The sequence below is a fragment of the Pseudohaliea sp. genome, assembly GCF_040217025.1.
GTDB lineage: Bacteria > Pseudomonadota > Gammaproteobacteria > Pseudomonadales > Halieaceae > Pseudohaliea.
Map to the genome: position 1 here is coordinate 317,878 of NZ_JAVJOA010000012.1, position 19,422 is coordinate 337,299.

The window sequence follows — 19,422 nt, forward strand, 5'->3', positions numbered from 1 at the left end:
AGGGGCTATTCATGGGGCTTCGTAGCCCGGGTGGGCGAGGGGGAGCCCCCGGCGCGGCCGCAGGCGCCAGGCGAGGGCCGGCCGCTGCGCAACTCGACCAAAATTCGCTGCGCGAATTTTCGGGACTCGGACAGTGCTCGCGGAAAGCCCCGGCCCTCGCCTGGCGCCAAAGCGCGGCCTGAATGCGCCGGGGGCTCCCCCTCGCCCACCCTGACGCCGCGGAAAGCCTGAAAGGCTGCCTCGCCCCGACCTCTGGTGTCGCAAACAGTAACGGCATTCAGCGTAGCAAGGCAGAGGGCCTGGCGTACGCGCACCCGCCCGGGACCGTCTGCGGCCATGGATGGCCGCAGTCGAGCGCACAGGGACGTGCTTGTAGCGTGTCCCGGGCGGGTGCGCGTGCGGCAGGCCCGGACTAGTGGCACTCCCTGCCCCTACCAGTGGCACCGCTGCAAACAGGCGGTTTTGCAGGACACGGCATCCGCCTATACTGGCGGGTTTCTGCCTCCCGATCCGGAACCCCCATGGATACGATCCAGGTACGCGGCGCGCGCACCCACAACCTGAAGAACATCGACCTCGACATCCCCCGGGACAAGCTGGTCGTCATCACCGGCCTTTCCGGCTCCGGGAAATCCTCCCTCGCCTTCGACACCCTCTATGCCGAGGGGCAGCGCCGCTACGTCGAGTCGCTGTCCACCTACGCGCGGCAATTCCTGTCCATGATGGAAAAACCGGACATGGACCACATCGAGGGGCTGTCGCCGGCCATCTCCATCGAGCAGAAGTCGACATCGCACAACCCGCGCTCCACCGTCGGCACCATCACCGAGATCTACGACTACCTGCGGCTGCTGTTCGCGCGCATCGGCGAGCCGCGCTGCCCCGTGCACGGCGCCAGCCTGCAGGCGCAGACCGTGAGCCAGATGGTCGACACCGTGCTGGCCATGCCCGAGGGCCGACGGCTCATGCTGCTCGCGCCGGTCGTTCAGGATCGCAAGGGCGAACACCTGCAGGTGTTCGAGGAACTGCGTGCGGCGGGCTTCGTGAGGGCGCGGGTGGACGGGCGGGTCGTCGACCTAGACGACGTGCCGGCGCTGGCGAAGAACCGCAAGCACCGTATCGAGGTGGTCGTGGACCGCTTCAAGGTGCGGCCGGACCTCGGGTTGCGCTTGGCCGAGTCCTTCGAGACCGCGCTCGGGCTCACGGACGGTATTGCCGCCATCAGCGACATGGACGGCGAAGTGGCGGACGTCGTGTTCTCCGCGCGCTTCGCCTGCCCCGAATGCGGGCACAGCATCAATGAGCTGGAGCCCCGGCTGTTCTCCTTCAACAACCCCGCCGGCGCCTGTCCTGAGTGCGACGGCCTGGGCGTCAAGCAGTACTTCGATCCGTCGAGGGTGATCCTGCACCCGGAGGCGAGCCTCGCCGAGGGCGCGATCCGCGGCTGGGACCGGCGCAACGTCTACTACTTCCACCTGCTCACGTCGCTGGCCGACCACTACGGCTTTGACATCGACACGCCCTTCGAGAAACTGAAGAAAAAGCACCGCGACATCATTCTGCACGGCAGCGGCGACGAGGAAATCGCCTTCGCCTACATCAATGACCGCGGTACCGTATTCAAACGCACCCATCCCTTCGAGGGCATCCTGCCGAACATGGAGCGGCGCTACCGGGACACCGAGTCCCAGTCCGTGCGCGAGGATCTCGCCCGCTTCCTGTCCACGGCGCCCTGCCCGGCCTGCCACGGGACCCGGCTGTGCGAGGACGCGCGGCACGTGTTCGTGGACGAGCGCACCCTGCCGAGCATTACGGGGATGCCCGTGGGCGAGGCCGCGGCCTACTTCGACCAACTGGAGCTCAGCGGGCGCAACGCCGCCATCGCCGAGAAGATCTTCAAGGAGATCCGCGCCCGCTACCAGTTCCTGGTGGACGTGGGCCTGAACTACCTCACGCTGGATCGCAGCGCCGAGACGCTCTCCGGCGGCGAGGCGCAGCGTATCCGCCTCGCGTCGCAGATCGGCGCCGGGCTGGTCGGAGTCATGTACATCCTCGACGAGCCGTCCATCGGCCTGCACCAGCGCGACAACGAGCGCCTGCTGAACACGCTCCGGCACCTGCGCGACCTGGGCAACACGGTGCTCGTGGTGGAACATGACGAGGATGCCATCCGCAGTGCCGACCACATCATCGACATCGGCCCTGGCGCCGGCGTCCACGGCGGACGCATCGTGGCGGAGGGTCCCCTCGATGCCATCGTCGCCAACGAAGGCTCGCTCACCGGCGCCTACCTGTCCGGCGAGCGGCGCATCGAGGTGCCGGCCCGGCGCAACAAGCCCGACCCCGCGCGGCAGGTGGTCGTGCGCGGCGCCCGCGGCAACAATCTCCGCGATATCACGCTGGAACTGCCGGTGGGCCTGCTCACCTGCGTGACCGGTGTCTCCGGCTCCGGCAAGTCGACGCTGGTCAACGGCACCCTCCACCCGCTGGCGGCCACCGCGCTCAACGGCGCCACCAGCCTGACGGCGGCGGCCCACGACAGCATCGAGGGCCTCGAGCACATCGACAAGTGTATCGACATCGACCAGAGCCCCATCGGCCGAACGCCGCGCTCCAATCCGGCCACCTACACCGGCATCTTCACGCCGGTGCGCGAGCTCTTCGCGGGCACCCAGGAAGCGCGCTCCCGCGGTTACAAGCCGGGGCGCTTCAGCTTCAACGTCAAGGGCGGCCGCTGCGAGGCCTGCCAGGGCGACGGCGTCACCAAGGTGGAGATGCACTTCCTGCCAGACATCTACGTCCCCTGCGACGTGTGCAAGGGCAAGCGCTACAACCGGGAGACGCTGGATATCCGCTACAAGGGCAGGAACATCCACGAGGTGCTGGAGATGACCGTGGAAGATGCCCTCGAGTTCTTCGAGCCGGTGCCGGCCATCGCCCGCAAGCTGCAGACGCTGATGGACGTGGGCCTGTCCTACATCCGCCTCGGCCAGGCTGCCACCACGCTATCCGGCGGCGAGGCGCAGCGGGTGAAGCTCTCGCGGGAGCTCTCGAAGCGCGACACGGGCCGGACGCTCTACATCCTCGACGAGCCGACTACGGGGCTGCACTTCGAGGACATCCGCCAGCTCCTGGCCGTGCTGCACCGGCTGCGCGACCACGGCAACACCGTGGTGATCATCGAGCACAACCTCGATGTCATCAAGACCGCCGACTGGCTCGTGGACCTCGGGCCCGAGGGCGGCAGCGGCGGCGGCGAGATCATCGCCACGGGCACCCCGGAGGAGGTGGCGGGCCACCCGGCTTCCCACACCGGGCGGTTCCTCGGGCCGATGCTTGGCATCCAGGCGCCGAAGACCCCGGCGAACGCCGCCGCGAGAAGGAAAGCCCCGGCGAAAAAGCGCGCCCGCAAGAAAGTCGCTTAGGGCGGGTTGCCTCCGGGGGAAACCGCCTAGGGTAGGCCGGCGTGGGCGGCCTCCACGCGACAGCGCTCGATGCGGCCGCTGCGACTCTTGCGCGCGACGGCCGCGCTCGAGTCCCGTGCGGTGACCAGGTAGAGGTCGCGGCCGTCCTCCCCGCCCAGCATGCACGCATAGCAGTTCTGGCTGGTCTCGACCCGGTCGCGCACGGTGCCGCCTTCGGCGACGCGCACGCACTCGGGCGCGAGGGCGTTGGCGACCCAGATGCAGCCTTCCGCATCGAGGCAGATGCCGTCCGGCGCAACCCCCTCCAGGCCCGCCCAGACCCGGCGGTTGGCGAGTGTGCCGTCGGCAGCGAGATCGAAAGCGGTGAGGCGAAGACCCAGGCTCTCGGCGACGACCAGCGTGCCGCCATCGGGCGTGATCACCATGCCATTGGGAAAGCTCAGGTCCGTAGCCGCGATGTCCACATGGCCGTCGGGCGCCACGGTCACGAGATTGGCTACCGGGTGGTCGGCAAGCACGGCCTCCGGGCCCCGCTCGGCCATGGCCGCGTCGAGGTCGAAGCCGAAGTTGCCGACGAAGGCGCGGCCGTCGGCGGCTACGACCATGTCGTTGGCGAGATGCCGGGAGTACTGCGCGAGACTGGCATAGTCGGCGAGACCCTCGGGGCCGTGGTGGAAGAGCCGGTGGTCTTCCATATCGACGATCAGCAGGGAGCCATCGGGCAGCCAGCCCAGCCCCGAGGGCTGGCACTGCAGCTGCAGCTCGGTGCGCAGGTCGCCGTCGGGGCCGACGGAACGCACGGCGCGGTCGTAAAAGTCGCTGAACCAGAGCCGGCCCTCGTGCCAGCGCGGCCCCTCGCCGAAATAGAGCCCTTCCGCGACGATCTCAGCCTTGGCCATGGACGCACTCCTTGCACGGGAAAGCTGCAGCTTGGCAATGACGCACGCGGCTGGCAAGCCTGCCGTACGCCCGCAGCAGGCAAAAAAAAGCCGGGCTAGGCCCGGCTCTTCGTCGCGTAGCTGGCGGGGAGCCTCAGTCCTCGTCTTCCTCGAAGCGCTCCACCTGCGGGCGGTCGACCAGCTCGACGTAGGCCATGGGGGCCTTGTCACCGGCGCGGTAGCCGCACTTGAGGATGCGGATGTAGCCGCCGGGGCGGCCCTGGTAACGCGGGCCCAGTTCCGCGAAGAGCTTGCCCACGGCCGACTTGTCGCGCAGGCGGTTGAAGGCCAGGCGGCGGTTGGCGACGCTGTCCTGCTTGGCCAGCGTGATCAGGGGCTCGGCGTAACCGCGCAGCTCCTTCGCCTTGGGCAGGGTGGTCTTGATGAGCTCGTGCTCGACCAGGGAGGCGGTCATGTTGCGGAACATGGCCTTCCGGTGCGAGCTGTTGCGGTTGAGCTGACGTCCGCTGTGACGGTGACGCATGGTTCTGGTCCTTTACTCAGTGCCTTCCCGGCACGCTGTTTCCCTGCGGGCGGCTCAGGCGCTGAGCACCCGCTCGTCGTTCTTCAGGCTGGCCGGCGGCCAGCTGTCCAGGCGCATACCCAGGGACAGACCGCGCGAGGCAAGCACGTCCTTGATCTCCGTGAGCGATTTCTTGCCCAGGTTCGGCGTCTTCAGCAGCTCGACTTCCGTGCGCTGCACGAGGTCGCCGATGTAGTAGATGTTCTCCGCCTTCAGGCAGTTGGCCGAGCGCACTGTGAGCTCCAGGTCGTCGACCGGGCGCAGCAGGATCGGGTCCACCTCGTCCTCGGAGTCGGAGGCCTCGGACTGCGCCTCGCTCTCCAGGTCCACGAACACCGCCAGCTGCTGCTGGAGGATCGTCGCGGCGCGGCGGATCGCCTCTTCCGGGTCGATGGTGCCATTCGTCTCGAGATCGAGCACAAGCTTGTCGAGGTCCGTGCGCTGCTCGACCCGCGCCGCTTCGACCACGTAGGCCACGCGGTGAATGGGCGTGAAGGTCGCATCCAGCTGCAGCCGGCCGATGGAGCGCGTCTCCTCCTCCGGATCCTCGCGGGAATCCGCGGGGGAGTAGCCGCGGCCGCGGGCGGCCGTCAGCTTCATGCTCAGGGTTTTCTTGTCGTTGATATGGCAGATGACGTGGTCCGGGTTGCGGATCTCGACGTCGTGGTCGGTCTGGATATCACCCGCCGTCACGGCACCGGGGCCTTCCTTGCTCAGGGTCAGCTCGACTTCATCCTTGCCGGCCATGATCAGGGCCACTTCCTTGAGGTTCAGGAGGATCTCGATGACATCTTCCTGCACACCCTCGATGGTGCTGTACTCATGCAGCACGCCGTCGATTTCCACTTCCGTGATCGCGCAGCCGGGCATGGAAGACAGCAGGATGCGGCGCAGGGCGTTGCCCAGGGTGTGGCCGAAGCCGCGCTCCAGCGGCTCCAGGGTCACCTGCGCACGGGTGCTGCTCTTCTCTTCAACTTTGATGACGCGGGGCGTCAGTAATTCTGTCACTGCACTCTGCATGGGGGCACCTGTAGCTGTTTGGTTGACCTGCTTCGCCGGGGCTTACTTCCAGGACTTACTTGGAGTAGAGCTCCACGATCAGGTTCTCATTGATGTCCGTCGACAGATCCTGGCGTTCCGGTGCCGCCTTGAACACGGCCTCCAGCTTCTCGTTGTTCACCTCGATCCACTCGGGCTCGCCGCGCTGGGCGGCCAGGGCGAGGGCGGACTGAACGCGCAACTGCTTCTTGGCCTTCTCGCGCAGGGACACCACGTCGCCGGGCTGCACCTGGTAGGACGGGATGTTGACCGACTTGCCGTTGACCAGGATCGCCTTGTGGGACACGAGCTGCCGTGCTTCGCTGCGCGTGGAGCCGAAACCGATGCGGTAGACGACGTTGTCGAGGCGGCTTTCCAGGAGCTGCAGCAGGTTCTCACCGGTCGCACCCTTGCGACGGGCGGCTTCCTTGTAATAGCCGCGGAACTGCTTCTCGAGCACACCGTAGATACGGCGCACCTTCTGCTTCTCGCGCAGCTGCACGCCGTAGTCCGACAGGCGGCCACGGCGGGCGCCGTGCTGACCGGGAACGGACTCGGGCTTGCACTTGGATTCCAGCGCGCGCACGCCGCTCTTCAGGAACAGGTCAGTGCCCTCGCGACGGGAGAGCTTGCACTTGGGACCGAGATATCTAGCCATAATAAAAAACCTTCCTGTAATCCTTACACACGGCGCTTCTTGGGCGGACGGCAACCGTTGTGCGGGATCGGCGTGACGTCGGTGATGTTGCTGATCTTGTAGCCGCAGGCGTTCAACGCGCGCACGGCGGACTCGCGGCCCGGGCCGGGACCCTTCACCTGCACGTCGAGGTTCTGCAGGCCGTATTCCTTGGCGGCCTCACCGGCACGCTCGGCGGCCACCTGGGCGGCGAACGGCGTGCTCTTGCGCGAGCCGCGGAAACCGGAACCGCCGGCGGTAGCCCAGCTCAGGGTATTGCCCTGGCGGTCCGTGATGGTGATGATCGTGTTGTTGAAGGACGCGTGCACGTGCGCGATGCCATCGGCAATCGTGCGCGAGACTTTCTTTCGAGTGCCCTTGGCACCTGGCTTGGCCATGCTGTCTTCCTGTCAATATCAACACTGCACTAGCGGTGCAGCTACACTGTAAGGATGCGCCGCGAACGGCGCTCTATTTTTTTGCTACCCGCTGTCGTTACCGGCGGATCGGCTTGCGCGGACCCTTGCGCGTGCGCGCGTTGGTCTTGGTGCGCTGACCGCGGACCGGCAGGTTGCGGCGGTGGCGCAGGCCGCGGTTGCAGCCGAGGTCCATGAGCCGCTTGATGTTCATGGACGTTTCACGGCGCAGGTCACCCTCGACGGACATATCGCCGATGCTCGAGCGCAGCGCGTCCATCTGCTCTTCCGTGAGGTCACCCATGCGGGTGGACTCCGGTACGTTGCAGAGGTCGCACAGGCGCCTGGCGGTGGTCCGCCCGATGCCGTAGATGTAGGTCAACGAGATGACCGCGTGCTTGTTGTCCGGTACGTTGACGCCGGCGATACGAGCCATGCAAGCTTCTCCAAATTCTTTCTCTAGGCGCTAGCGCTTGTCTGCGCACGGCGAAAACGCCGCCCCATCCTGCCGAGCCCCGGTTGAAGGGCGCAGGATTCTAGCGATTCATAACCCAAAAATCAATCACTTATTGCCGGTATCCACAGCGACAGCGGCTCAGCCCTGGCGCTGCTTGTGGCGCGGGTCGGTGCTGCAAATCACACGGACCACGCCGTTGCGGCGCACGATCTTGCAGTTCCTGCAGATCTTCTTCACGGATGCGCGAACTTTCATCTCTCGACTCTCTCTATCAGCCGGGCGTCAGCGGACGCGGCCGGCACTCCCATAATTCTTCAGGTTGGCCTTCTTCATGACCGAATCGTACTGGTGCGACATCATGTGGCTCTGCACCTGGGCCATGAAGTCCATGACCACGACGACCACGATCAGCAGCGAGGTCCCACCGAGGTAGAACGGCACGTTCCAGGTCACCACCAGGAACTGCGGCAGCAGGCAGACCAGGGCGATGTAGGCGGAGCCGAAGACCGTCAGCCGCGTGAGCACGCCGTCGATGTAATTCGCCGTCTGCTGACCGGGACGGATGCCCGGTACGAAGGCGCCGGAGCGCTTCAGGTTGTCGGCCACTTCCTGCGGGTTGAACATCAGCGCCGTGTAGAAGAAGCAGAAGAACACGATGAACACCGTGAACAGCAGGATGTTCAGCGGCTGCCCGGGGCCGATGGCCACGGCCAGGTCCTGCAGCCAGTCGGCGGAGCCGGAGCTGCCGAACCACTGGGCGATGGACGCCGGGAAAAGCAGGATGCTCGAGGCGAAGATCGCCGGGATCACGCCCGCCATGTTCACCTTCAGCGGCAGGTGCGAGCTCTGCGCCTGGTACATCTTCCGGCCCTGCTGGCGCTTGGCGTAGTTCACGGTGATACGCCGCTGCCCGCGCTCGATGAAGACGATCATGTAGATCACCGCCATGGCCAGGGCGAGGATCATCAGCAGCACGAGGATGTTGATCTCGCCCTGCCGCGCCTGTTCGAGGGACTGGCCGATGGCGGCCGGCAGCCCGGCGACGATGCCCGCGAAGATCAGCAGGGAGATCCCGTTGCCGACCCCTTTCTCGGTGATCTGCTCCCCCAGCCACATCATGAACACGGCACCGGTAACCAGCGACGTGATGGCGATGACGTAGAACAGGATGCTCGAGGTATACGCCATGCCCTGGTTCGCCATGCCCACGGTCATGCCGGTAGCCTGGATGATCGCCAGTACCACGGTCAGGTAGCGGGTGTACTGGCTGATCTTGCGCCGGCCCGACTCGCCCTCCTTCTTCAGCTGCTCGAGCTGCGGCGTCACCGCCGACATGAGCTGCATGATGATGGAGGCCGAAATGTAGGGCATGATCCCGAGGGCCAGGATGCTCATGCGCTCGAGCGCGCCCCCGGAAAACATGTTCGCCAGCCCCAGGATCGTGCCCTGGTTCTGGTTGAACAGCGCCGCGAGCTGGTTCGGGTCGATACCGGGCACCGGGATGTGCGTGCCGACCCGGTACACGAAAATCGCAAGCAGAACGAAACGAAGGCGAGCAAAAAGCTCGCCCAGCCCGGCCTTGTTGTTGGCGGGATTCGTTGCCATCTAGTCCTCGACCTTGCCGCCTGCCTGCTCGATGGCCGCGCGCGCGCCCTTGGTCACAGCGAGGCCCTTGACGGTCAGCGCGCGGCCGACTTCGCCGGACAGGAACACCCGCGCACGGGTGACGTCGCCGCGAACCAGGTTCGCCGCCTTCAGCGCAGCCAGGTCCACGACTTCGCCTTCGACGCGGTTCAGCTCGCCCAGGCGCACCTGTGCCGTGGTCCGCGAGATACGGGACGTAAAGCCGTACTTCGGCAGCCGCTTCTGCAGCGGCATCTGGCCGCCCTCGAAACCGGGGCTGACCTTGCCGCCGGAGCGGGACTTCTGGCCCTTGTGGCCACGGCCGGCGGTCTTGCCGAGGCCGCTGCCGATGCCGCGGCCGACCCGCTTCGCGTCCTTCTTGGAACCGGGCGCGGGACTCAGGCTGTTCAGGCGCATTACTTCAGACATCGTTTACTCCTCGACCCTGACCAGGTAGCTGACCTTGTTGATCATGCCGCGCACAGCCGGGGTGTCTTCCACCTCTACGCTGTGACCAATGCGGCGCAGGCCCAGGCCGTGGACGCAATCCCTGTGCGCCTTCAGGCGCCCGTGGATGCTCTTGACCTGGGTCACCTTGATGGTTTCTTTAGCCATGACTCGCCGACTCACTCGTTAGTTCAGAATTTCTTCGACGCTCTTGCCGCGCTTTGCGGCCACCGCGTCCGGGGAGGTCATATCGCGCAGGCCATTGAAGGTGGCGCGAACAACGTTTACCGGGTTGGTGGAGCCGTAGCACTTGGCGAGAACGTCGTGAACGCCGGCCAGTTCCAGCACGGCGCGCATTGCGCCGCCAGCGATCACGCCGGTACCTTCCGAAGCAGGCTGCATGTAGACCTTGGAGGCGCCGTGGCGGGCCTTCACGGGGTACTGGATCGTGTTCCCGTTCAGTTCCACCTGGATCATGTTGCGGCGCGCCGCTTCCATGGCCTTCTGGATGGCAACGGGCACTTCCCGCGCCTTGCCGCGGCCGAAGCCAACGCGGCCCTTGCCGTCACCGACGACGGTCAACGCCGTGAAGCCGAAGATACGGCCACCCTTGACCACCTTGGCCACGCGGTTGACCTGCACCAGCTTTTCCTGGAGGTCGCCTTCCTGCTGCTCTGCCTGCTTATTGAATGCCATATCGCTATCCTAGAATTCCAGTCCACCTTCCCGCGCGGCGTCGGCCAGGGCCTTCACGCGGCCGTGGTACCTGTACCCGCTGCGGTCGAACGCAACCTTTTCGACGCCGGCCTCGCGGGCACGCTCGGCCACGAGCTTGCCGACCCTTGCCGCCGCATCGACGTTACCCGTGGCACCGCTGCGCAGACTCTCGTCCAGGGTGGACGCGCTGGCCAGCACCTTGTCGCCGGTCGCATTGAACACCTGGGCGTAGATGTGCCGCGGCGTACGGTGCACGCTGAGACGGTTGACGCCGGCGGTGCGCATGCGCGCGCGGGAACGGCGAGCGCGACGCAGCCTTGCTTCGTTCTTGATGCTCATCTCGATACCTACTTCTTCTTGGCTTCTTTACGCCGCACGTACTCGTCGGCGTAACGAATGCCCTTGCCCTTGTACGGCTCCGGCGGACGGAAGCTGCGGATCTTCGCAGCCACTTCGCCGACCACCTGCTTGTCGATGCCCTTGACGACGATCTCCGTCTGCGTGGGCGTCTCGGCGCTCACGCCCTCCGGCAGGTCGTAATCGACCGGGTGCGACAGGCCCACCGTGAGGTTGACGCTGCTGCCGCTGGCCTTGGCCCGGTAGCCGACGCCGTTCAGCACCAGCTTCTTCTCCCAGCCCTCGGACACACCCTTGACCATGTTCGCCAGGAGCGCACGGGTGGTGCCGGCCATCGCCTTCACGGCGTCGCCCTCGTAGGCGAGGGTCACCGAGCCGTCTTTCTGGCTGAGGCTGATACCTTCCTGCAGCGCCAGGCTCAGCGTTCCCTTGGCACCCTTGACGGTGACGTCGTGGCCGTCGATCTTGACCTCGACGCCGCCGGGCACCGCCACGGGGTAGTTTGCTACTCTAGACATTGCTATCTGCTCTCAAGCTAGTCTCAAAAATCCGGGCTCTTCACTCTCGTTTCGAAAATCCGGGCTCGCTTCGAATATCCGGTGCTCAGAATACGGTGCAGAGCACTTCGCCACCGACGCCGGCTGCCCGCGCGGCGCGATCGGTCATCACACCCCGGGAGGTGGACACGATCGCAATACCCAGTCCACCGCGCACGGACGGCAGGCCGTCCTTGCCGGCATAGCTGCGCAGGCCCGGGCGGCTAACACGGTCGATCTCGGCGATCACCGGCTTGCCCTGGAAGTACTTCAGGCGCAGCGCCAGGCGGGACTTGCCATCTTCCACGCGGCTTTCCGAACCCTCGATGTAGCCCTCTTCCTCGAGGACCTTGGCCACGGCCGCCTTCAGCTTGGAACCGGGCATGTCGACACTGGTCTTGCCTGCCATCTGCGCGTTGCGGATGCGGGTCAGCATGTCGGATAGCGGATCTTGCATACTCATCGTCGTTACTCTCCGTTAACTGCCCGTTACCAGCTCGACTTGACCAGGCCGGGCACATCGCCCCGCATGGCGGCCTCGCGCAGCTTGTTCCGGCACAGGCCGAACTTGCGATAAACCGCGTGCGGCCGGCCCGTGAGCTGGCAGCGGCGCTGCTTGCGCACGGGGCTCGCGTCGCGGGGCAGCTTCTGCAGCGCGGTCTGCGCTTCCCACTTCTCTTCGTCGGAAGCCTTCGGATCCCGGATGACCGCCTTCAGCGCCGCCCGCTTGGCAGCGTACTTCGCTACCAGCTTCTCGCGCTTGACCTCCCGCGCAATCATGGATTTCTTGGCCATAGCTAAACCCCTTTACCCTTTCAGCGGGAAGTTGAAGGCGCGCAGGAGGGCGCGGCCCTCGTCGTCCGTGCGAGCCGTCGTCGTGATCGTGATATCCATGCCGCGCAGCGTGTCCACCTCGTCGTAGTTGATCTCCGGGAAGATGATCTGCTCGGAGACCCCCATGGCGAAGTTGCCGCGGCCGTCGAAGGACTTCGGGCTGATGCCGCGGAAGTCGCGAACCCGCGGAATCGCGATGCTGATCAGGCGCTCGAGGAACTCGTACATGCGCTCGCGGCGCAGCGTGACCTTGCAGCCGATCGGCCAGCCGTCGCGGATCTTGAAGCCGGCGATGGACTTGCGGGCCAGGGTGACCACCGGCTTCTGGCCGGCGATCTTGGTCATGTCGCTGAGGGCGTTCTCGAGAACCTTCTTGTCGCCCACGGCTTCACCCACGCCCATGTTCAGCGTGATCTTGGTGATCCGCGGCACTTCCATCACGTTCGCCAGGCCGAGTTCTTCCTTGAGCCGGGGCGCGATATCCGTGCGGTACTTTTCTTGCAGTGTCGCCATGTTTGCCATTGTTTCCTCGCTGCGTTACGCGTCGATGGCTTCGCCGGTCGACTTGAAAACGCGAATCTTGCGCTCGCCTTCCACCTTGAAGCCCACGCGGTCCGCCTTGCTCGTGGCCGGGTTGAAGATCGCCACGTTGGACACCTGGATGGGTGCCTCCTGCTCGACGATGCCGCCCTGCACGCCCAGCTGCGGATTGGGGCGCTGGTGCTTCTTGACCATGTTCACGCCGGCCACCAGGAGACGATTCTCCCCGAGCACCCTGCGGACTTTGCCGCGCTTGCCCTTGTCCTTGCCGGCCAGGACGATCACTTCGTCGTCACGCTTGATCTTCGCCATCTTGTGTGCCTCTCTCTCCTGCGCCGCGCCTAGATAACTTCGGGCGCCAGGGAAATAATCTTCATGAACTTCTCGCCGCGCAGCTCCCGGGTCACCGGACCAAAGATACGCGTGCCGATCGGGGCCTCCTGGTTGTTCAGGAGTACCGCCGCGTTGTCGTCGAAGCGGATGATGGACCCGTCCGGACGGCGAACACCCTTGCGCGTGCGCACGACTACCGCGGTCATCACCTGGCCCTTCTTCACCTTGCCGCGCGGGATGGCTTCCTTGACGGTGACCTTGATGAGATCGCCGACGCGCGCGTAGCGGCGCTTCGAGCCACCGAGCACCTTGATGCACATGACGCGACGGGCACCGCTGTTGTCCGCGACATCCAGGTAAGATTGTGTCTGAATCATTGTCTACTCCAGCCTGCGGCTCCCGCCGCACTCACTCAGTCCGCGCTCAAAGCTCCGCGGCCTGCTCCACGACCTCGACCAGCTTCCAGGTCTTGGTGCGTGACAGCGGGCGCGACTCGGCCACCATCACCAGGTCGCCGATGCGACACTGGTTGTCTTCGTCATGGGCGTGCACCTTGGATGAACGGGTGATGTACTTGCCGTAGACGGGGTGCTTCACCCGGCGCTCGATGAGCACCGTGATCGTCTTGTCCATCTTGTTGCTGACGACCTTGCCCGTCGCCGTCCGCGTGCGTTTCTCTGCTGCTGCCATGTTCAGTTACCCGCCTTTTCCCGGAGCACGGTCTTGACGCGTGCGATGTCGCGCTGGTTCTGCTTCAGCAGGTGCGTCTGGCCCAGCTGCCCGGTCGCCTTCTGCATGCGCAGCTTGAACTGGTCTTCGCGCAGCTCAAGCAGCTGCTTTCCCAGCTCCTCGGTCGCCTTGTCTTTCAGTTCCTTCGCGTTCATCACATCACCGACCGCTTAACGAAAGTGGTTGAAACCGGAATCTTCGACGCCGCGAGCTCGAAGGCCTCGCGCGCGAGTTCCTCGGAAACGCCCTGTACCTCGTAGAGCACCCGGCCCGGCTGGACCTGGGCTACCCAGTACTCGACGTTACCCTTGCCTTTACCCTGGCGTACCTCGAGGGGCTTGCCGGTGATCGGCTTGTCCGGGAACACACGGATCCAGATCTTGCCGCCGCGCTTGATGTGGCGCGTCATGGCACGACGCGCCGCCTCGATCTGGCGCGCGGTAATCCGGCCGCGGCCGGTCGCCTTCAGGCCGTACTCGCCGAAGCTGACCTTGCTGCCCCGGTGGGCCAGGCCGCGGTTGCGGCCCTTCATGGTCTTGCGGAATTTGGTGCGTTTCGGTTGAAGCATTTCCCTGACGCCTTAGTTGGTTGCCGTCTTGCGCGGCGCTTCGGCACCGTCTTCGGTACCAATCACCTCACCCTTGAAGATCCACACCTTGACGCCGATGACGCCGTAGGTGGTCTTCGCCTCGTAGGTCGCGTAGTCGATGTCCGCCCGCAGCGTGTGCAGGGGCACACGGCCCTCGCGGTACCATTCGCTGCGCGCGATCTCGGCGCCGCCCAGGCGGCCGCCGACCTGCACCTTGATGCCCTCGGCACCCTGGCGCATGGCGTTCTGCACCACGCGCTTCATCGCGCGACGGAACATCACGCGACGCTCCAGCTGCTGGGCCACGTTCTGGGCCACGAGCCGCGCGTCGAGATCCGGCTTGCGGATCTCCTCGATGTTGATGTGCACGGGCACGCCCATGCGCTCGGCCAGGTCGCGCCGCAGCGCGTCGACATCCTCACCCTTCTTGCCGATCACGATGCCGGGGCGGGCCGTGTGGATGGTGATCCGGGCCGTCTGCGCCGGGCGCTCGATCACCACGCGGCTCACGGAGGCGTTGTCGAGCTTCTGCTCGATGTACGAGCGAACCTCGAGATCCGTGATCAGGTTCTTCGCATAGTTCTTGTTGTCGGCGTACCACACGGAGGTGTGATCCTTGACAATACCCAGGCGAATGCCGGTGGGATGTACTTTCTGACCCATCTGGTCTTCTCCTAACTCTCGCTGGCGCCGTCGGCGACTTTGACGGTGATGTGGCACGTGCGCTTGAAGATGCGGTCCGCACGGCCCTTGGCCCGGGCGCGGATGCGCTTCATGGTCATGCCCTCATCCACGTAGATGCTGGACACCTTCAGTTCGTCCACGTCGGCACCTTCGTTGTTCTCCGCATTGGCAATCGCGGAGTTGAGTACCTTCCTCACGATCTGGGCCGCCTTCTTGTTGCTGAACTCCAGCACGTTGAGGGCCTCTTCCACGGGCTTGCCGCGCACCTGGTCGGCGACCAGGCGGGCCTTCTGCGCCGAGATCTGCGCACCCTTGAGCCTTGCTGCAACTTCCATTTCCAGTTCCTCGCTTGGCACGCGCGACCTAGCGCTTTGCCTTCTTGTCGACGATGTGGCCCTTGAAGGTCCGCGTGACCGCGAACTCGCCGAGCTTGTGGCCGACCATGTCCTCATTGATGAGGATCGGGACGTGCTGGCGGCCGTTGTGCACGGCGATGGTCAGGCCGACCATGTCCGGAGAAACCATGGAGCGGCGCGACCAGGTCTTGATCGGCCGGCGGTCGTTGCTCTCGATGGCAGCCTCCACCTTCTTCTGCAGGTGCAGGTCGATGAACGGGCCTTTCTTCAATGAACGCGGCACAGTACTTTCCTCTCGCTGTCTCTATCGGCGGCCGATTACTTCTTGCGGCGGCGACGCACGATAAGGTCGTCGGTCCGCTTGTTCTTCCGGGTCTTGTAGCCCTTGGTGGGCGTACCCCAGGGGCTCACCGGGTGGCGGCCACCGGAGGTGCGGCCTTCACCGCCACCATGCGGGTGATCCACCGGGTTCATGGCGACACCGCGCACCGTCGGGCGCACGCCGCGCCAGCGGGCAGCGCCGGCCTTGCCGAGCTTGCGCAGGCTGTGCTCGGCGTTCGATACCTCACCGATCGTCGCGCGGCAGTCCGCGAGTACCCGGCGCATTTCGCCGGAGCGCAGGCGGATCGTGGCGTAGCGGCCTTCCCGGGCGGCCAGCTGCACGGAGGCGCCGGCGGAACGGGCAAGCTGGGCGCCCTTGCCGGGCTTCAGCTCCACGGCGTGGACCACGGAGCCCACGGGGATGTTGCGCAGCGGCAGGGCGTTGCCCGTCTTGATCGGCGCGCTCGGGCCGGACTGCACCATGTCGCCGGCGGCCAGGCCGCGGGGCGCAATGATGTAGCGGCGCTCACCGTCACCGAAGAGCACCAGGGCGATGTGCGCGGAGCGGTTCGGGTCGTACTCGATCCGCTCGACGCGCGCAGGGATACCGTCCTTGTTGCGCTTGAAATCGATGACGCGGTAGTGCTGCTTGTGGCCACCGCCGACGTGCCGCGTGGTGATGCGGCCATTGTTATTGCGTCCACCAGTGCGCGACTGCTTCTCGAGCAGCGGCGCGTAGGGCGCACCCTTGTGCAGCCCCTCGCTCTCGATGCGAACGACGTGACGGCGACCGGGCGAGGTCGGCTTGGTCTTTCTTACTGCCATCTCGAAACGACTCCTTAGTCCGCCGTCGTGAAGTCAATTTCCTGGCCAGGCTGCACGCTCACGTACGCCTTCTTCCAGGTGGGCTTGGTGCTGTAGCCGTAGCGGTTCCGCTTCGTCTTGCCCTTGACCTTCATGGTGGTGACGTTCTCTACCTTGACCTTGAACAGCTGCTCAACGGCCTTCCTGATTTCCGGCTTGGTCGCGTCCACGGCCACCTTGAAGACGTACTGGTTGGCCGCGTCGGCCACGATTGCCGCCTTCTCGGAGACATGCGGGCCTGCCAGCACCTGGAATACGCGCTCGGGGTTCATGCCAGCATCTCCTCAAACTGCTTCACCGCATCTACGGTGACCATCACCTTCTCGTGGGCAACCAGGCTGACCGGGTCGACGCCGGCGACGTCGCGCACGTCGACCTTGTGCAGGTTCCGCGCCGCGAGGTACAGGTTCTCGCTGACGTCGCCCGTCACGATCAGGGCGTTGTCCACGCCGTACTCGCCAAGCTGCTGGACCAGCAGCTTGGTCTTGGGCTGCTCGACGTCGATGTTCTCGACCACGAGCAGGCGGTCCTGACGGGCCAGCTCAGAGAAGATGGCGCGCAGTGCCGCGCGGTACATCTTCCGGTTGACCTTGACGCTGTGGTCCTGCGGCTGCGCTGCGAAGGTCACACCGCCGCTGCGCCACAGGGGCGAGCGGATGGTGCCGGCGCGGGCGCGGCCCGTACCCTTCTGGCGCCACGGCTTCTTGCCGCCGCCGCTGACCGCGGCGCGGTTCTTCTGCGCTTTCGTACCCTGCCGGGCGCCGGCGAGGTAGGACGTGACCACCTGGTGCACGAGGGACTCGTTGTACTCCCGCGCAAAGGTCGCGTCGGAGACGGAAACGGTACCCGCCGAGGCGTTACCCGGCTTTGCTACATTCAATTCCACTGCCTGACCCCCTTACGCCCCGGCCTTCACGGCCGGCCGCACGATGACGCTGCCGCCGGGCGCACCCGGTACGGAACCCTTGATGAGCAGCAGGTTGCGCTCGGCGTCCACGCGAACGATCTCGAGGCCCTGCACCGTGACGCTCTCGGCGCCCATGTGGCCTGCCATCTTCTTGCCCTTGAACACGCGGCCCGGGGTCTGGCACTGGCCGATGGAGCCCGGAGCGCGATGCGACAGGGAGTTGCCGTGAGTGGCGTCCTGGGTACGGAAGTTCCAGCGCTTGACCGCGCCCTGGAAACCCTTGCCCTTGGAACGGCCGGAAACGTCGACCATCTGGCCCGCCTCGAAACGCTCGACGGTCAGTTCGGCACCGACCTCGAACGCTTCATCACCGTCCGCCAGGCGGAATTCCCACAGGCCATTGCCGGCCTCGACACCCGCCTTGGCGTAGTGTCCCGCTTCCGATTTACTCACCTTGTCGGCCCGGCGGCTTCCCGCCGTGACCTGGACTGCCCGGTAGCCATCGCTCTCGGGCTGCTTGATTTGAGTAACGCGGTTTGGAGCAATCTCCACTACGGTTACTGGGATTGAGGCGCCGTCTTCAGTAAAGACGCGCGTCATGCCGGATTTCCGGCCGACTAAGCCAATAGTCATGTTGCCAACCTCACAGTGTACGGGGCTGTCACCCTCTATGGCCGCCCGGGCCCCTGGCTGGGGGTCGGGCGTTACACACCGCGCGCCGGCTGGAGGCCGGTCGCGCGGCAGGTCTTGCTACGAATTGTCGTTAACCAAGACTGATCTGTACTTCGACTCCTGCGGCCAGGTCCAGCTTCATCAGGGCATCCACGGTTTTCTCCGTGGGCTCGACGATGTCCAGAAGGCGCTTGTGGGTGCGAATCTCGTACTGGTCGCGTGCATCCTTGTTGACGTGCGGGGAAATCAGCACCGTGTAGCGCTCCTTGCGGGTCGGCAGCGGGATCGGGCCGCGGACCTGGGCGCCGGTGCGACGGGCTGTTTCCACGATTTCCTGGGTGGACGCGTCGATCAGGCGATGATCGAAGGCCTTCAGGCGAATGCGAATACGTTGGTTTTGCACGCGATCAGACTCCAAACAATAAAAAACCGGGAGCTCGCTAAGAACCCCCCGAAAAAGGAACGCGAAGTCTAGTGACCGCCCCGGGGGCTGTCAACCGGTATTTTGCCCTTTCCCGTCACTCCCGATGGTCACTCCGCGCAGTTCACGCAGCGGGTCGCCTGGGGCAGGACTTTCAGCCGACCTTCGCCGATGGACTCGCCGCAGTGCTCGCAGATGCCGTAGCTGCCGTCGCCGATGCGCTCCAGGGCAGCGGTGACCTCGCGAATGGCGTGCGCCGTCTCGTGGCCGATGGCATCAACCACCTCGTCGTTCTCACGCTCCTGGGCCTGCTCGGCGGAATCCGAGGGGTACTCCCTGCTCGCATCGTGCTTGATGCTCGCCATGCGCTGCTGGAGCTCTGCCAGGCGCTTGCGCAGTTCGCGTTCGATTTCTTCAAAGGCCACGGTTCCTCCTCAGCTCTGCGCCGTCAGCAGGCGGTAGAGCTCATCCTTGAGGTGCAGCCGGCGCTTCTTTGCCTCCTCCTCGGTGCGGGTGGAGACCGGCGTGACCTCGTTTTCCATGTTCTCGATCTCGCGGGTGAGCCGGTGGTACTCGTCGAAGCGCTCGCGGAAGTGCTCGTCCGTTGTCTTGAGCTCGTGGATACGCTCCTTGAGCTCGGGAAACTCGTGGATCAGGTCGTGGTGTTCTACGGACATGGTGATTCCTCAGGTTGTCGTTATGATCCGCTCGCTGCGAGCCTCCCGGCCCGGGCGGGTGTTTCCTACAATGGCCAGCTGCCCTGTCCGGCGCAATGACGCAAGTCATTGACCGGGCGAGAAACGAAAAAGGCCCGGCAGAGCCGGGCCTTCCGCGAAGCATGGGCCGGCGAGCGGCCCACGGGGACGCGCTTACTCGAGGATCTTCGAGACGACGCCCGCACCCACCGTGCGGCCGCCTTCGCGGACCGCAAAGCGCAGGCCCTCTTCCATCGCGATCGGCGCAATCAGCGTCACCGACATCTGGATGTTGTCGCCCGGCATCACCATCTCGACGCCTTC

33 protein-coding genes are annotated in these 19,422 nt (G+C 65.4%); 1 reads left to right on the forward strand and 32 read right to left on the reverse strand.

The genetic code is table 11. The features are described from left to right. Positions 1-521 precede the first annotated feature (521 nt). The gene (gene uvrA, locus RKE50_RS18395) at positions 522-3,425 is read left to right on the forward strand and encodes an excinuclease ABC subunit UvrA (protein ID WP_350039010.1); all 2,904 of its coding nucleotides are present in this window, start codon (positions 522-524) and stop codon (positions 3,423-3,425) included. 26 nt (positions 3,426-3,451) lie between these two features. Here uvrA and RKE50_RS18400 read toward each other — a convergent pair whose 3' ends face one another. The 32 genes from RKE50_RS18400 to RKE50_RS18555 form a co-directional block, all read right to left on the reverse strand. Then, positions 3,452-4,324, reverse strand: a complete 873-nt coding sequence (locus tag RKE50_RS18400; protein ID WP_350039012.1) for an SMP-30/gluconolactonase/LRE family protein — start codon at positions 4,322-4,324, stop codon at positions 3,452-3,454. Between the two features lie 133 nt (positions 4,325-4,457). Beyond that, positions 4,458-4,847, reverse strand: a complete 390-nt coding sequence (rplQ, locus tag RKE50_RS18405; protein ID WP_350039014.1) for a 50S ribosomal protein L17 — start codon at positions 4,845-4,847, stop codon at positions 4,458-4,460. A 54-nt stretch (positions 4,848-4,901) separates the two neighbouring features. After that, positions 4,902-5,906 carry a DNA-directed RNA polymerase subunit alpha gene (locus RKE50_RS18410; protein WP_350039016.1) on the reverse strand — a complete coding sequence of 335 codons (1,005 nt, stop codon included), beginning with the start codon at positions 5,904-5,906 and terminating at the stop codon, positions 4,902-4,904. Positions 5,907-5,961: 55 nt separating this feature from the next. Then, positions 5,962-6,582, reverse strand: a complete 621-nt coding sequence (rpsD, locus tag RKE50_RS18415; RefSeq protein WP_350039018.1) for a 30S ribosomal protein S4 — start codon at positions 6,580-6,582, stop codon at positions 5,962-5,964. A 23-nt stretch (positions 6,583-6,605) separates the two neighbouring features. Then, a complete protein-coding gene (gene rpsK / locus RKE50_RS18420) occupies positions 6,606-6,998 on the reverse strand; it encodes a 30S ribosomal protein S11 (RefSeq protein ID WP_350039020.1) in 393 nt (130 codons plus the stop codon). Between the two features lie 97 nt (positions 6,999-7,095). Further along, a complete protein-coding gene (rpsM, locus tag RKE50_RS18425) occupies positions 7,096-7,452 on the reverse strand; it encodes a 30S ribosomal protein S13 (RefSeq protein ID WP_350039022.1) in 357 nt (118 codons plus the stop codon). Positions 7,453-7,611: 159 nt separating this feature from the next. Beyond that, positions 7,612-7,728 (reverse strand): 50S ribosomal protein L36, encoded by a 117-nt coding sequence (rpmJ, locus tag RKE50_RS18430; protein WP_084592596.1) that lies wholly within the window; start codon positions 7,726-7,728, stop codon positions 7,612-7,614. 27 nt (positions 7,729-7,755) lie between these two features. After that, complete coding sequence (secY, locus tag RKE50_RS18435; protein ID WP_350039024.1) at positions 7,756-9,078, reverse strand: preprotein translocase subunit SecY; 1,323 nt, start codon at positions 9,076-9,078, stop codon at positions 7,756-7,758. Continuing rightward, positions 9,079-9,513: a 50S ribosomal protein L15 gene (gene rplO / locus RKE50_RS18440; RefSeq protein WP_350039080.1), complete on the reverse strand. Its 435-nt coding sequence runs from the start codon at positions 9,511-9,513 to the stop codon at positions 9,079-9,081. 15 nt (positions 9,514-9,528) lie between these two features. After that, positions 9,529-9,711 (reverse strand): 50S ribosomal protein L30, encoded by a 183-nt coding sequence (rpmD, locus tag RKE50_RS18445; protein ID WP_350039026.1) that lies wholly within the window; start codon positions 9,709-9,711, stop codon positions 9,529-9,531. An 18-nt stretch (positions 9,712-9,729) separates the two neighbouring features. After that, positions 9,730-10,239 (reverse strand): 30S ribosomal protein S5, encoded by a 510-nt coding sequence (gene rpsE, locus RKE50_RS18450; protein WP_350039028.1) that lies wholly within the window; start codon positions 10,237-10,239, stop codon positions 9,730-9,732. A gap of 9 nt (positions 10,240-10,248) precedes the next feature. Further along, a complete protein-coding gene (gene rplR, locus RKE50_RS18455) occupies positions 10,249-10,599 on the reverse strand; it encodes a 50S ribosomal protein L18 (protein WP_350039030.1) in 351 nt (116 codons plus the stop codon). An 8-nt stretch (positions 10,600-10,607) separates the two neighbouring features. Beyond that, positions 10,608-11,135 (reverse strand): 50S ribosomal protein L6, encoded by a 528-nt coding sequence (gene rplF, locus RKE50_RS18460; protein WP_350039032.1) that lies wholly within the window; start codon positions 11,133-11,135, stop codon positions 10,608-10,610. Between the two features lie 85 nt (positions 11,136-11,220). Then, complete coding sequence (gene rpsH, locus RKE50_RS18465) at positions 11,221-11,616, reverse strand: 30S ribosomal protein S8 (RefSeq protein ID WP_350039034.1); 396 nt, start codon at positions 11,614-11,616, stop codon at positions 11,221-11,223. Positions 11,617-11,642: 26 nt separating this feature from the next. After that, positions 11,643-11,948, reverse strand: a complete 306-nt coding sequence (gene rpsN, locus RKE50_RS18470; RefSeq protein WP_350039037.1) for a 30S ribosomal protein S14 — start codon at positions 11,946-11,948, stop codon at positions 11,643-11,645. Positions 11,949-11,960: 12 nt separating this feature from the next. Further along, the gene (gene rplE, locus RKE50_RS18475) at positions 11,961-12,500 is read right to left on the reverse strand and encodes a 50S ribosomal protein L5 (RefSeq protein ID WP_350039039.1); all 540 of its coding nucleotides are present in this window, start codon (positions 12,498-12,500) and stop codon (positions 11,961-11,963) included. Positions 12,501-12,524: 24 nt separating this feature from the next. Next, entirely contained in the window at positions 12,525-12,839 is a 315-nt protein-coding gene (rplX, locus tag RKE50_RS18480) for a 50S ribosomal protein L24 (RefSeq protein WP_350039041.1), read from the reverse strand. A gap of 29 nt (positions 12,840-12,868) precedes the next feature. Next, positions 12,869-13,237, reverse strand: a complete 369-nt coding sequence (gene rplN / locus RKE50_RS18485) for a 50S ribosomal protein L14 (RefSeq protein ID WP_350039043.1) — start codon at positions 13,235-13,237, stop codon at positions 12,869-12,871. A 46-nt stretch (positions 13,238-13,283) separates the two neighbouring features. Next, a complete protein-coding gene (rpsQ, locus tag RKE50_RS18490) occupies positions 13,284-13,550 on the reverse strand; it encodes a 30S ribosomal protein S17 (protein ID WP_350039046.1) in 267 nt (88 codons plus the stop codon). A 2-nt stretch (positions 13,551-13,552) separates the two neighbouring features. Further along, a complete protein-coding gene (rpmC, locus tag RKE50_RS18495) occupies positions 13,553-13,744 on the reverse strand; it encodes a 50S ribosomal protein L29 (protein ID WP_350039048.1) in 192 nt (63 codons plus the stop codon). Next, positions 13,744-14,157 (reverse strand): 50S ribosomal protein L16, encoded by a 414-nt coding sequence (gene rplP, locus RKE50_RS18500; RefSeq protein WP_350039050.1) that lies wholly within the window; start codon positions 14,155-14,157, stop codon positions 13,744-13,746. The genes rpmC and rplP overlap by 1 nt, the downstream gene beginning before the upstream one ends. A 12-nt stretch (positions 14,158-14,169) precedes the next feature. Next, positions 14,170-14,841, reverse strand: a complete 672-nt coding sequence (rpsC, locus tag RKE50_RS18505; protein ID WP_350039052.1) for a 30S ribosomal protein S3 — start codon at positions 14,839-14,841, stop codon at positions 14,170-14,172. A gap of 11 nt (positions 14,842-14,852) precedes the next feature. Next, the gene (rplV, locus tag RKE50_RS18510) at positions 14,853-15,197 is read right to left on the reverse strand and encodes a 50S ribosomal protein L22 (RefSeq protein WP_350039054.1); all 345 of its coding nucleotides are present in this window, start codon (positions 15,195-15,197) and stop codon (positions 14,853-14,855) included. Between the two features lie 28 nt (positions 15,198-15,225). Next, positions 15,226-15,501 (reverse strand): 30S ribosomal protein S19, encoded by a 276-nt coding sequence (gene rpsS, locus RKE50_RS18515; protein WP_350039056.1) that lies wholly within the window; start codon positions 15,499-15,501, stop codon positions 15,226-15,228. A 35-nt stretch (positions 15,502-15,536) separates the two neighbouring features. Continuing rightward, the gene (gene rplB, locus RKE50_RS18520) at positions 15,537-16,364 is read right to left on the reverse strand and encodes a 50S ribosomal protein L2 (protein ID WP_350039058.1); all 828 of its coding nucleotides are present in this window, start codon (positions 16,362-16,364) and stop codon (positions 15,537-15,539) included. A gap of 14 nt (positions 16,365-16,378) precedes the next feature. Next, positions 16,379-16,675, reverse strand: coding sequence for a 50S ribosomal protein L23 (gene rplW, locus RKE50_RS18525; RefSeq protein WP_350039060.1), 297 nt, complete (start codon positions 16,673-16,675; stop codon positions 16,379-16,381). After that, positions 16,672-17,289: a 50S ribosomal protein L4 gene (gene rplD / locus RKE50_RS18530; protein ID WP_350039062.1), complete on the reverse strand. Its 618-nt coding sequence runs from the start codon at positions 17,287-17,289 to the stop codon at positions 16,672-16,674. The genes rplW and rplD overlap by 4 nt, the downstream gene beginning before the upstream one ends. 12 nt (positions 17,290-17,301) lie before the next feature. Further along, complete coding sequence (gene rplC, locus RKE50_RS18535) at positions 17,302-17,943, reverse strand: 50S ribosomal protein L3 (protein WP_350039064.1); 642 nt, start codon at positions 17,941-17,943, stop codon at positions 17,302-17,304. Between the two features lie 130 nt (positions 17,944-18,073). Continuing rightward, positions 18,074-18,385, reverse strand: a complete 312-nt coding sequence (gene rpsJ, locus RKE50_RS18540) for a 30S ribosomal protein S10 (protein WP_350039066.1) — start codon at positions 18,383-18,385, stop codon at positions 18,074-18,076. A 128-nt stretch (positions 18,386-18,513) separates the two neighbouring features. Continuing rightward, positions 18,514-18,828 carry a TraR/DksA family transcriptional regulator gene (locus RKE50_RS18545; RefSeq protein ID WP_350039068.1) on the reverse strand — a complete coding sequence of 105 codons (315 nt, stop codon included), beginning with the start codon at positions 18,826-18,828 and terminating at the stop codon, positions 18,514-18,516. A 9-nt stretch (positions 18,829-18,837) separates the two neighbouring features. After that, positions 18,838-19,080, reverse strand: a complete 243-nt coding sequence (locus RKE50_RS18550) for an HP1242/YdcH family protein (RefSeq protein ID WP_350039070.1) — start codon at positions 19,078-19,080, stop codon at positions 18,838-18,840. A 192-nt stretch (positions 19,081-19,272) separates the two neighbouring features. Beyond that, on the reverse strand, positions 19,273-19,422 hold a 150-nt coding region (locus tag RKE50_RS18555; RefSeq protein WP_502937903.1), incomplete at its 5' end, for an EF-Tu C-terminal domain-related protein.